At 65.4% G+C, this 12,390-nt stretch carries 7 protein-coding genes; 5 read left to right on the top strand and 2 right to left on the bottom strand.

Features of this window, described 5'->3' with window-relative positions:
* The 4 genes from XF30_RS25310 to fhuB form a co-directional block, all read left to right on the top strand.
* Nucleotides 1-4,411: non-ribosomal peptide synthetase (locus XF30_RS25310; RefSeq protein WP_146207810.1), on the top strand; the 4,411-nt coding region annotated here is incomplete at its 5' end.
* Between the two features lie 4 nt (nt 4,412-4,415).
* Nucleotides 4,416-5,396 (top strand): alpha/beta hydrolase, encoded by a 981-nt coding sequence (locus tag XF30_RS25305; RefSeq protein ID WP_036022205.1) that lies wholly within the window; start codon nt 4,416-4,418, stop codon nt 5,394-5,396.
* A 177-nt stretch (nt 5,397-5,573) separates the two neighbouring features.
* Nucleotides 5,574-6,410: an ABC transporter substrate-binding protein gene (locus tag XF30_RS25300; protein WP_051056848.1), complete on the top strand. Its 837-nt coding sequence runs from the start codon at nt 5,574-5,576 to the stop codon at nt 6,408-6,410.
* The gene (fhuB, locus tag XF30_RS25295) at nt 6,397-8,403 is read left to right on the top strand and encodes a Fe(3+)-hydroxamate ABC transporter permease FhuB (RefSeq protein ID WP_204524525.1); all 2,007 of its coding nucleotides are present in this window, start codon (nt 6,397-6,399) and stop codon (nt 8,401-8,403) included. The genes XF30_RS25300 and fhuB overlap by 14 nt, the downstream gene beginning before the upstream one ends.
* 6 nt (nt 8,404-8,409) lie before the next feature.
* Here the strand turns inward: fhuB and XF30_RS25290 are convergent, their stop codons facing one another.
* Together XF30_RS25290 and XF30_RS25285 are read right to left on the bottom strand one after the other, a co-directional pair.
* Nucleotides 8,410-9,261, bottom strand: coding sequence for an ATP-binding cassette domain-containing protein (locus XF30_RS25290; protein ID WP_109144162.1), 852 nt, complete (start codon nt 9,259-9,261; stop codon nt 8,410-8,412).
* The gene (locus tag XF30_RS25285) at nt 9,258-10,319 is read right to left on the bottom strand and encodes a siderophore-interacting protein (RefSeq protein WP_158284413.1); all 1,062 of its coding nucleotides are present in this window, start codon (nt 10,317-10,319) and stop codon (nt 9,258-9,260) included. The genes XF30_RS25290 and XF30_RS25285 overlap by 4 nt, the downstream gene beginning before the upstream one ends.
* 294 nt (nt 10,320-10,613) lie before the next feature.
* Between XF30_RS25285 and XF30_RS25280 the strand changes: the two genes are divergently transcribed.
* On the top strand, nt 10,614-12,311 hold the full coding sequence (locus XF30_RS25280; RefSeq protein ID WP_109144160.1) for a cyclic peptide export ABC transporter: 1,698 nt from the start codon (nt 10,614-10,616) through the stop codon (nt 12,309-12,311).
* Nucleotides 12,312-12,390 lie beyond the last annotated feature (79 nt).

Below are 12,390 nucleotides of genomic sequence, written 5' to 3'. Positions count from 1 at the left end.
TCTGCCGCTGACGCCGAACGGCAAGATCGACCGCAAGGCCTTGCCGGCGCCGGATCAGCTCGCGGCGTCCGCCCAGCATGTGGCGCCGCGCACGCCGGCGGAGGCTGCATTGGCCGCGATCTGGGCCGATCTGCTGCGCCAGCCCAATATCGGTGTCACCGACAATTTCTTCGAGCTCGGCGGCGATTCCATCATCTCGCTGCAGATGGTGAGCCGCGCGCGGCGCGAAGGCGTGCTCATCGAGCCGCGCGACGTGTTCCGGCATCAAACCATCGAGCTGCTGATTGCGTCGTCCCGAGATGTCGAGCCCGACAAGGAAGACCGCGCATCGGAGCGCGGTTCGCTGGCGGGACTCTCCAGCGAGCAGCTCGAACGGCTCGGTCTGAACTGGAGCCGCGTCGAGGACGTCTATCCGCTGTCGCCGATGCAGCAGGGCATGCTGTTTCACAGCCTGCGCGATGCCGGCAGCGGCGTTTATGTCAACCAGGTCAGTGTCGAGATCCGGGGCCTCGACCCGGAACGGCTCGGCACAGCGTGGCGCGAGGTGAGCGCGCGTCACCAGATGCTGCGGACCGGCTTCCTCTGGCGTGAGCTCTCCGGCTCCCCGCTGCAAGCCGTCTATCGCGACGCCATCGTGCCGTTCGCACAGGTGGACTGGCGAGGGCAGGCGATCAGTGATGAAAGAATTGCGGCGGCTCTTGCCGATGAGCGCGCCGCCGAGTTCGATCTCCAGAGGCCGCCGCTCCAGCGGGTGCGGATGTTGCGCCTCCAGGACCACCTGTATCGGCTGATCTGGACCTATCATCACATCCTGATGGACGGCTGGAGCTCGGCAAGGTTCGTCGGAGAAGTCCTGGAGTGCTATTACGGCGGCGCTGCTGCCGCGAACGCGACGCGCTACCGCGACTATATCGCCTGGCTGCAGGCGCAGGACGCCAAGGCTGCCGAAGCTTTCTGGCGTGAACAACTCAGGAGCTTTGATCAGCCAACGCAGCTCGCCGACGCCTTCGGCGCGCGCCGCCATCAGGCATCCGGCCACGAACGCTGTTACACGCGTCTCGGAGAGGCCGCGACCGCGGAGCTGAAGGCGTTCGCGCGCCGCGAACGGATCACGCTGAACACCGTCGTCCAGGGCGTGTGGGCGCTGCTGCTGCAACGCTATACGGGCCAGAACACAGTCACATTCGGCGTAACCGTGGCCGGTCGTCCGGCCGGTCTCGACGGATCGCAGCAGATGCTCGGGCTCTTCATCAACACGCTGCCCGTGATCGATACGATTCCGCCCGAAAGCCCGATCGGTGAATGGCTCCGCGCGCTGCAGGACCGCAATTCGGCGATCCGGGACTACGAGCACACGCCGCTCTATGACATCCAGGGCTGGGCCGGCCGCGCCGGTCAGACCATGTTCGACAGCATCATCGTCTTCGAGAATTATCCGATCGAACGCAGCATGCACCGCGGTGCAGGCGGGTTGCAGTTCAGCGGTCTGAAGAATGTCGACGTGACGAACTATCCGATGGACCTCTCGGTGCTGGTCGAAGACACGCTTCAGGTCGAATACACCTATATGCCGAGCCATTTCACCGCGGTGCAGGCGACCCAGATCAAGGTGCAGTTCGAGCACTTGCTGGCGGAGCTGACGCGGGATGCCGCGGCCTTGCTTGGTAGCATCGATCCCGTCACGGAGCTCGATGCCGCTCTTGCAGATCGTTGCAATCGGCACGCGACGTCGAGCGCTCCGCTGCCGCTGGTGCATGAGGCGATCAGCAGCCATGCGCGGCGTCTCCCGGAGCGGACGGCGTTGACAATCGGCAGCTCGGTGCTCTCGTTCGGAGACCTCGAGCGCAGGGCCAACCGTCTGGCGCATCACCTGATCGCCCGGGGGCTCAAGCCCGAGCAGCGCGTCGGCGTGGTGGTCGAGCGAACTGCTGCCACGATGATTGCGCTGCTGGCCGTGCTCAAGGCGGGTGGGGCCTACGTTCCACTCGATCCCGAGCTGCCCTCGGAGCTGCGCGCGTTCGTCATGCGCGATGCCGCAATCGCGTTCCTGTTGACGGGTCCGCTCGAAATCGAGGGCAGCCCGGACGGCATGGAGCGAATTTCCTTGTCTTCGTTCGAGTTCGACGCGGGACCGGACCATCCGCCGCAGCCCGAACTGCATCCGGAAAACCTTGCCTATTTGATCTACACCTCGGGCTCGACGGGGACGCCAAAGGGCGTCGCTGTCGCCCACGGACCGCTGGCGATGCACTGTCACGTCACGGGCAGCCTCTACGAGATCGACGAGAGCTCCTGCGAGCTGCATTTCCTCTCGCTGGCCTTCGACGGCGCCCATGAGCGCTGGCTCACAGTTCTGTCGCATGGCGCACGGCTGTTGATGCGTGACGCCGAATTGTGGACGCCGGAACAGACCGTCGAGAACCTGCACGCCCATCGCGTCAGCCATATCGGATTGCCGCCGGCCTACCTCCAGCAGGTCGCCGATTGCGTCGAGCAGAGCGGCAATCCACCGCCGGTCAAGCTCTACTCGTTCGGCGGCGAGGCGATGCCGAAGGCGGGCTTCGACAAGGTCAGGCGCGTTCTCAAGCCACGCATTCTGATCAATGGTTATGGTCCGACCGAAACCGTCGTCACGCCGCTGGTCTGGAAAGTCGATGGCGCGTCGGAATGCGACACGCCCTACGCGCCGATCGGCGTGCCGGTCGGAGATCGCCGTGCCTACATTCTCGATGCCGCGCTCGACATCATTCCCGCCGGAGTCGCCGGCGAGCTTTATCTCGGCGGCTTTGGGCTGGCACGGTGCTATCACGGCAAGGCCGGTATGACCGCAGAGCGCTTCGTGCCTGACCCATTCTCGTCGACCCCGGGAGCGCGGCTGTACCGCACCGGCGATCTGGCGCGATGGCGCGAGGATGGCACCGTCGAATATCTCGGCCGCAGCGACGACCAGGTCAAGGTCAACGGCTTCCGGATCGAGCTCGGAGAGATCCAGACCTCGCTGCTTCGTCATGAGGCGATTGCGCAGGCGGCGGTGGTGGCAGTGCCGAGTGCAGCCGGAAATCAGCTCATTGCCTATGTCGCGCCGAAGGCGGCAGATGACGCCGCGCCTGATGCGGCCGAGACGCTGGTCGAGCGCTTGACCGGTTTCCTGAAGCTCGTCCTGCCGGCCTATATGGTGCCGGCTCGGATCGTGGTGCTGGAGCGGTTGCCGATATTGTCGAGCGGCAAGATCGACCGGCGTGCATTGCCGGCTTCCGATGCGTCGATGCGGAGCTTCGTCCCCCCGCGAACCCCGGCAGAGATTGCAATGGCGCGCCTGTGGTCCGAGATCCTGGAGGTGCCGCAGGTCGGCGTCACCGACAATTTCTTCGAGCTTGGCGGCAATTCAATCCTGTGCCTCAAGGTCGTGGCGCGGGTCCGTCAGGACAAGACGTTCGGGATCGAGATCAAGCTGCGCGATCTGCTTCAGAAGCCGACGATCCGCGCCTTGCTCGCCGGCAGCGCCACCGCGGCGTCCGCCGTCGCACCCGCGCCATCGGCGCTGCTGCCGCTGAATGCCGCGGTTCGCGGCGTGAACCCGGTCTTCGCTGTGCATGGGGGCTTCGGCACAGTGTTCGACTACGGGCCGCTGGCGCGCCGCCTCGAAGGGCACCGGCAGCTGATCGGGCTGCAATCGAGAATGCTGGTCGATCCCTCGTGGACCGACGCCTCCCTCGAAGCCATGGCCGTGGACTACGCGGCCGAGATCAGGCGGATGCAGCCGCGCGGTCCCTATAGCCTGGTCGGCTGGTCCTTGGGAGGACTGCTGGTCGGTCTCGTCGCGGCCGAGCTCGAACGCGGCGGTGAGCGCGTCGATCGTCTCGCGCTGGTCGACAGCTTCGTGCCGCGGCAGCCGGACGGACCGAACCGGCAGGAGTCGATGGCACACTGGGCCGACGATCTCGCAGGATTGCTGTCCGCGGTTCTTCCGAGCGCTGCGGCCTCTCGCATCAAGGCGCAGGTCGAGGCAGCGAAACGCGCTGATTTGCCGGAGACGCCGGAGCGCATCCGCGATCTGGTCGCCTCTGTTGTGGAGCAGAGCAGGAGCGTGAGAGCGAACGACGCCTCGCTCGGCGCCGATGATTTGTCCGCTGCATTCGCAGTCGGACGGCACCTCAACAGGCTGGCGCAGAACACAGCGCTGCCGCGGGGCCTGGAAGCCACGCCGCTCTGCTGGTGGACCTCGATCCGTCTGGCACAGCGTGATCGGCTGGAATCGCAGATGCCGAAGGCGGTCGATCGCGGCTTCGTCGGCGACAACCATTTCACGATCCTGAGGGATGCCGGCCTGCTCGATGAGATCTGCGGTCTGCTCGTGCCGGCGGAGGCGTCGACGATCGCGCAGGATACGGTCCCGGAGCCAGCGGAGTAAGTCTTTGAGTCTTGATCCAGATATCGCGGCATTGCTCGAGATGGTGCAGGCCGGCACCGAAAGCGGCGCGCGCGTTCCGTTTCCGCAATTGACTGCTGCGCAGGCGCGGGCCGATTTCGATGCGTCCTCGCCGCTGCTCGACGTCGATCCGCCGGCGCTTGCCTACGAGCGGCGTTTGTCGCTGCCGGTGCGGGATGGCGCGATCATCGAGGCGCGGCTCTATGCGAGCGCGCAGCCGAGCGAACGCACTCCCATTCCTGTTCTTCTTTACATGCACGGCGGCGGCTTCGTCGTCGGCAGCCTCGATTCGCATCAGCCATTGTGCCGCGGCCTCGCCGAGGACAGCGGTGCGGCCGTGCTGTCGGTCGGCTACAGGCTCGCACCGGAGCACAAGTTTCCGACCGCTTTCGAGGATGCAGTCGATGCGCTGACCTGGATCGGCCTCGAGGGCCGCGCGATCGGGCTCGATCCCCGCCGGGTCGCCGTCGGCGGCGACAGCGCCGGCGGAACGCTTGCCGCCGCGCTCGCGATCGAAGCGAGGACAAACACGGGCCTTCCGCCGCCGGTGCTTCAGGTTCTCGCTTATCCCGGTCTCAGCTCCCGACAAAGCTCCGCATCCTACGAGCGCTACGGTACCGGCCATCTTCTGGAGCGTAGCACCGTCGATTGGTTCTTCCGGCAATATCTCCGCGACGAGTCGGATCGCGACGATTGGCGTTTCGCACCGCTCGCAGCGGATGATTTGTCGGGCCTCGCTCCCGCATGCATCGTCCTCGCCGAGTTCGATCCGCTGGTGGACGAGGGAAACGATTATGCAGCCCGCTTGGCGGCGGCCGGTGTTCCCGTCGATCTGCACGTTTATCCCGGCATGATCCATGAATTCCTTCGCATGGGGAATGTCGTGGCCGATGCCTTGCAGGCGCGGGCGGCGATCGGGCGGGCGCTGGCCAAGGCCTTTCTCGCCGCTGGCGAAAAGGCGGCCTGACATGGAATGCAGCGTGAGCCAAAGTATGTCATGATCATCATCTCTCGCGGCCTCTCTGCGAGAGGCGCCTGAACGGATCCCATGAGCACGTCTATTCCAGACCATAGGCTGTCCCGCCGTGCGCTCCTCGGCGCGGGCGCAGCGATCGGAGGCACGGCCCTTGCGGGTCCATGGCCCATGGCGTTTGCCCAAACCGCTGGATCGCAATCCGGGCCCCGGGTCGCCGCGCTCGGCTGGGCCTGTGCCCAGACGATCCTGGCGCTCGGCGTCGTGCCGCTGGTGATTCCGGAGATCGAGCGCTATGGCCGGCTCGTCGTCGAGCCGCCCGTTCCGTCCGCGGTTCAGGAAATCGGTCTGCGTTCGGAGCCAAATCTCGAACTGCTGCAGAGCTTCGCGCCCGACATCATCGTCATCGATCCCAGCATTGCGGCCGCCGTCCCCCGGCTCAAGCTGATCGCGCCGGTCGAAACGTTCACGATCTTCAGACCCGGCGGGCATCCTCTCGACACGGCGCGCCATTCGACGCTGGAGCTTGCCAAACGCCTCGGGGTGCAGTCGGCGTGCGAAGCCTATTTCGCCCGTTTCGACGTCGCCATGGCCGGCTATCGTGAGCGGCTCCGGGGTCGCGGCGGCAAGCCGCTCTATCTCGTCAGCGAGATCGCGCGCAACCGCGCGCTCGTGTTCGGTCCGAACAGCCTCTATCAGGAGGTGCTCGATCAGTGCGGATTGAGGAATGCCTGGACAGGACAGAGCGGCCCATGGGGCCATACCAGTGTTGGGCTCGAAGTGCTCGCCGCGGTTCCGGACGCGCGGCTGGTGTTGATGACCTCGCGGGTCGCCGATGTCGAAGCGCTGCTGAAGGCAAGCCCTGTGCTTCAAACCCTGCCGTCTCTTCGGTCGCATCGGCTGACGGTCCTGGGTAACCAGTTCTTCTATGGCGGCGTGCCGGCGGCCGAACGTTTCGCCCGCCTTCTCGCCGAACGTCTGCCGCGGGAAAGCCATGAGCAAGGTTGAGGCATTGCCGGCCCGGTCCGGCTTGGAGATGCATCCGGCGGTGCTGATCGGCTTGCTGCTGGCAGCCGCGGCCGCGCTGACCTGGCGGAACCTGTCCGGATATCTGCCCGTAGGCGCCTGGCTGCCGGTGTTGTGGCGGCCCGAGGTCACCGATCCCCAGCAGATGCTCGTGCACTACACCGTTTTTCCGCGCATCGCAGTGGCGCTGCTGGCCGGCGCAGCCCTCGGTCTTGCCGGCGCGGTCTCTCAGCAGGTGTTGCGCAATCCGCTTGCGGAGCCGAGCACTATCGGCGTCCTGAACGGCGCCTATCTTGCGCTGGCCGTGACGACGCTGTGGGCGCCGTCGCTCCTGGCCTTCGGCCGGGAGTGGGTTGCGCTGTGCGGCGGGTTCGCTGCGTTCCTGTGCGTGTTCGGGCTGACCTGGAAACGTGCGCTGTCGCCCGTCGTCCTGGTGCTGGCTGGATTGATCGTCAGCTACTACTGCGCGGTGACCACCCAGGCGCTGGTGCTGCTCAACCACGAATATCTGATCGGTCTGTTCATCTGGGGCGCCGGCTTCCTCAATCAGCAGGATTGGAGCAACGTCACGTTCCTGGCGCCGCGGCTGCTGATTTCGATCGTGCTGATCGCGGCGATGGTTCGTCCGCTGACCCTGCTCGGCTTCGACGACGAGACCGCGCGCAATCTCGGCCTCGGATTGACGAGGGCCCGGGTCTTCGCGCTCGTCATCGCGATCGCGCTCAGTGCGTCAGTCGTCAGCGTGGTCGGCGTCATGGGATTTGTCGGTTTGTCCGCGCCGGCCATCGTCATGCTGTCAGGCGCGCGCCGCTTTCGCGACCGGCTGATCTGGGCGCCACTTTGCGGCGCCCTGCTGCTGTGGCTGACGGATCAGCTCGTGCTTCTGATCCCGCCCGGCTATCGCGAAATGCCGGCCGGTGCGGTGACGGCCCTGATCGGCGCGCCAATGTTGCTCGTGCTGCTGCCGCGGCTGCGGGCCGCCATGCCGATGGGAAACCTCACGCCATCCGTTCCGGCGCGGCTCGATCATCCCTGGCGCGTGATCCTGTTCGCGTTCGTCTTGCTGCTGCTTGCCGTCTGGATCGCACTCGGCCTCGGGGTCGGCTCCGACGGCTGGCGCTGGAGCGGCCTGTCGGGCTTGCAGGAATTCTGGCCGTGGCGCTGGCCGCGCGTGGTGTCGGCGCTGGCAGCTGGCGCGACGCTGGCGGTCGCCGGCACGCTGCTGCAGCGGATGACCGGAAACCCGATGGCCGCGCCGGAGGTCATGGGCATCAGCTATGGCGCCGCGATGGGCGTGATCGTTCTGCTCTATCTCTTTCCCGCCCACACCCGGCTGGAGCAGATTGCAGCGGCCGGGATCGGCGCCTTCATTGTGCTGGCGCTGGTGCTGCTGTTCAGCCGGCGGTCCGAGTTCAGTCCGGAGCGCGTGCTGCTGGCAGGCGTCGCCATGAGCGCGGCATTCGGTGCGATCATTGCCATGGCGCTGGCGACCGGCGATCCCCGCATCGGCACGCTGCTGTCGCTGCTGACAGGCTCGCTCTACCAGATCGGCCCGGCCGAGGCCGCAATCCTCGCCGCCGCGGCGCTCGTTCTGCTGATCATGGTGCCAATGCTGTCCCGCTGGCTTGATATCCTGCCGCTGGGATCTGCGACCTCGCGTTCGATCGGCATCTCGCTGACGCGGAGCCGCGTCATCATCATGCTGCTGACGGCGTTGCTGACGGCGACGGCCACGCTGATGGTTGGTCTTCTGAGCCTGGTCGGCTTCATCGCGCCGCATATGGCACGGATGATGGGGGCGCAGCGCGCGCTGCATCAGGCGGCGCTGGCCGCGTTGATCGGGGCGATCCTGATGGTGACGGCGGATTGGGCCGGACGCATGGTGATCTTCCCGTTCCAGATGCCCGCCGGCATCTTCGCCATGATGCTTGCCGGACCCTATCTCATCTGGCTGCTGCGCCCGCAGCGCGGTTGACGGCGCTCACCGCGCGAAGCTGATGAGATGGCCATGGTCCGGCGACGGCATCACGCCCATGGGGATGCCGTAGATGGTTTCGAGCTCGGCCGGCGTCATGATCTTGTCCGGTGTGCCGCGCGCGATCAGCTTCCCGGAATGCAGCGCGATGATCTCGTCGCAGAAGCGGGCGGCCATGTTGACGTCGTGGAGCACCACGACCACGCCGAGATTGCGCTCGCGGGCGAGCTGCCTGACCAGCGCCAGCACTTCGATCTGATGAGCGATGTCGAGCGCCGAGGTCGGCTCGTCGAGCAGCAGGCACTCGGCATCCTGCGCAACCAGCATGGCGATCCACGCCCGCTGGCGCTCGCCGCCGGACAACGTATCGACCAGGCGATCCGCAAAGGGTTCGATATGGGTCAACGCCATGGCGTTTGCGACCTTCTCGCGGTCGATGTCACCGAACCGTCCGAGCGCGCCGTGCCAGGGATAGCGACCGAGTGCGACCAGCTCCTTGACCAGCATGCCGGCGGCGGGCGGCGTCTGCTGCGGCAGGTAGGCGACCTTGCGGGCATAGTCCCGATCGCTCCAGGCGCGCAGTGCGCGGCCTTCGAAACGAATCATTCCCGACGAGCTCGGCTGCTGGCGCGACAACAATTTCAGCAAGGTCGATTTGCCGGAGCCATTATGGCCGATCAGCCCGACGACGCTGCGTGCGGGAAGAGATAGCGTCAGCGGTTCGAGCAGCGGGCGCCCGGCCACGGCGAAGCCGACCTGGTCGAGCTGGAACAAGGGCGCGGGCGCTTCCAGTGAGGCCTGCGTGACGTCGGGCAAGGCGAGCGTCCTTTCGCTCGTCTGCGCGTGTTGGATCGTCATGGCTGGCGTAGGCTCCAATAGGCGACGGCCAGAAGCTGGTCACGGGAAAGCTTTCGCTCATCGCGCAGATGGTTGCGCAGGGTCTTCAGCGCCTGCGCCTCACACGCGATCCAGGCGAAGACGTCCCGATGGTCCGGCCATCGCACTGCCTTGACGGCGTCGACCAGGAGCTGCGTCGTCCCGGCTGGACGGCCCTCGCGATGCAACCAGCGGATCGCTACCCCGGCCGGGGCGACCAGCGGAACTTCCTCGCGCCGATCCGCGACCTCGATAAAGGCCTCACCCGTCGCCGTCGCCGGCAGCGTCTCCAGAATTCGCGCGATGGCGGGCAGGGCGGTTTCGTCGCCCGCCAGCAGCACCCAGCGCGCCGGACGAATGCCCCGGCCGAGCGGGCCGGCCATGCCGCAGATGGCACCGGCCGTCGCGTTCACCGCGAACGCCGAGCCCGGCCCGGCATGATCATGGACCACGAAATCGATGTCGATCTCGCGGCTCTGCAAGTCGATGCGACGGATCGTGTAATAACGGGTGACGGGCCTGCGGTCGGGCTCCGGCCACAGGATACGTCCGTCGGGCGCGGGCCACGGCCATTCGGGCTTGGCGAGGCCCTCGGGCGGGAAGTACAGCCGCACGTGCAGATCGTCGTCATTCACGAAACGGGCGATATCGTCGCCCGTGAAGGTCAGCCGCCGCATGTGCGGCGTCAGGGTGATCGCGGCCTTCAGCCGCACTTCACGGAAATTGGCCAGCGTGCCGCCGTTGGATTCGTGACCTGACCAAATGATGGTTGGGGCAATGTCGCCCGCGAACTCGATCACATGCGAGGCGACGACCGAGCGCAGCATTTCCAGATTGCCCTTGTCGTTGGCCTCGACGCGGATCTTGAGCGCTTCGGCCTCGACGGCGAGGGAACTGGTGCCGAACGGCAGTTTCGCCACCATGAGACCGTCCCGGTCCTCGAAGGCGATGTCATGCTCGGCCAGATGATCGATCATCCGCGCGGCGAGGCCGGCGGCGTCGGGAAGCGCGATGCGGGTTTCGGAGATCAGCAAGTCCAAACTCATTCTCCACCGGCCTGTCCGATGCCAGCCTGCAAGCGCTTCAAATGTCCGGATGTCGCGGCCTGGCACGGCTCTGGATCAAAAATCCTGCTCGCTCGCCGGCTGCGATGCAAAAGCGATACTACCCGCATCATATTAAAGGCATTGCCGATCCCAAATTAGAATCCATCGAAAGAGCAGCGAAAATAACCGCTGGAGTTGCGGTGCTGCCATCATGTATTCGCATCACTTCGGCACGGCTTGTCCGGCCATATAGGTTCGCTTCAGGTCTCCTCCAGCGCGGCTCTCATCATGAACTCACGAAGCGGCCTGACGACGCAGATCCTGCAGCTCCTGCGGCCCTACTGGCCACTCGTGCTCGGCGGCAGCGTTCTCGGAGTGGTCGGCGGTGCCTCCGTCGCGGCGTTGCTCGCGGTCGTGAATCATGGGCTTTATGCCACGCGGGCCGACGTGGTAACGCTGTTTTTCGCCTTCGCTGGCCTGTGCCTTCTGATCCTGATCGGTTCCATTGGCGCCGACATCAGCGCCAATTATGTCGGACAGCGGATCATCGCCGAGCTTCGTAAGTCGCTCGCCGCCAAAATCCTGGCTGCGCCGATCGATCAGCTCGAAATCTACCGGACGCATCGCCTGATCCCGGTTCTCACGCAGGACGTCGACACGATCAGCGATTTCGCGTTCTTCTTTTCGTCCTTTTTCGTGTCGCTCGTGATCGCGCTCGGCTGCATGGTTTACCTGGCGGTGCTGTCTTGGCAGCTTTTCCTGATCACGGGAGTCGTCATCGTGCTGGGATCGCTGGCGCATGGATATGCGAGGACGCGCGGCGTTCGCGGCTTCAGCACCGCGCGAGAGGCCGAAGATCAGCTGCATAAGCAGTATCGCGCGATCGCCGAAGGTGCCAAGGAGCTGCGCCTTAATCGCGTGCGCCGTCGCCGCGTCTATGTCGAGCAGCTCCAGCAGACCGTCGACCGGATCAGCTCGGTGCAGATCAGGTCGATCAATCTGTTCGTGACGGCGCGGGCGTTCGGGACGATGCTGTTCTTCGTCGTGATCGGCGTGGCGCTGACCTTGCGACCGTTCCTGTGGCCCGACAGTCCCGCTGCGGTGTCCAGCGGGTTCGTGCTGGTGCTGCTCTTTATGCGCGGGCCTATTGACCAGGTCATCGGCATCCTGCCGGCGCTCGGTCGCGCCCAGGTCGCGATGCGCCGCATTGCGGAGCTCTCGGGGCAGTTCTCGAGCCCCGAGCACGATCTGCTGGCCAGTGCGCCCGCTGCACCCGGCAAGACCGCCATCGAATCCATCGAGCTCCGCGGCGTAACCTATGCTTTTCGCGCCGTGCCGGGCAGCGATCCCTTTGTCCTCGGGCCGGTTGATCTGTTCGTTCGGCAAGGCGACATCGTCTTCATCGTGGGACAGAACGGCAGTGGAAAGACGACCCTGATCAAGTTGTTGCTGGGCCTTTATGCTCCGCATGGCGGCGCCGTGCTGCGCGACGGTTCGCCGGTCCTGACGGAGACACGCGACGATTACCGCCAGCTCTTCACGACCATCTTCTCCGACTATTATCTGTTTGAGGATCTCATTCGTGGAGAGGGCGTGGTTCCTGATGTGGCGGAACGCTATCTCCAGCGGCTGGAGGTCGCGCACAAGGTCTCGGTCGAGAACGGCGTGTTCACGACGACGGACCTGTCGACCGGACAGCGCAAGCGATTGGCGCTGATGAATGCATGGCTGGAGGAAAGACCCGTGCTCGTGTTTGACGAATGGGCCGCGGATCAGGATCCGGCGTTCCGGCACATCTTCTATACGGAGCTGCTGCCCGATCTGAAGCGTCTCGGAAAGACCATCATCGTGATTTCACACGATGATCGCTATTTCGGGATTGCGGATCATCTGGTGCGGCTGCGCGACGGCAAGATCGTCGCAAGCGAGGCAAGGGCCAGCAACGTCGCTGGGCCTTCCGCAGTTCCAACCGATGCGCCGCTTTAGACACAATGTAGCGAGCCGCTGGCGCCATCTGTCGCACAAATGACGGCATACGATCCCGTTTTGCGACAGGCCGTCAGAT

Source organism: Bradyrhizobium sp. SUTN9-2, assembly GCF_003122645.1.
Classification (GTDB): Bacteria; Pseudomonadota; Alphaproteobacteria; order Rhizobiales; family Xanthobacteraceae; genus Bradyrhizobium; species Bradyrhizobium yuanmingense.
Note: the sequence above shows the minus strand (reverse complement) of the source record. Positions and strands in the feature narration are given on the sequence as shown.

Bases quoted from the DNA above. Each gene is read 5' to 3' on its own strand.
- fhuB (WP_204524525.1), top strand. From the start codon at position 6,397: ATGAGCAAGGTTGAGGCATTGCCGGCCCGGTCCGGCTTGGAGATGCAT.
- XF30_RS25290 (WP_109144162.1), bottom strand. From the start codon at position 9,261: ATGACGATCCAACACGCGCAGACGAGCGAAAGGACGCTCGCCTTGCCC.
- XF30_RS25280 (WP_109144160.1), top strand. From the start codon at position 10,614: ATGAACTCACGAAGCGGCCTGACGACGCAGATCCTGCAGCTCCTGCGG.
- XF30_RS25300 (WP_051056848.1), top strand. From the start codon at position 5,574: ATGGCGTTTGCCCAAACCGCTGGATCGCAATCCGGGCCCCGGGTCGCC.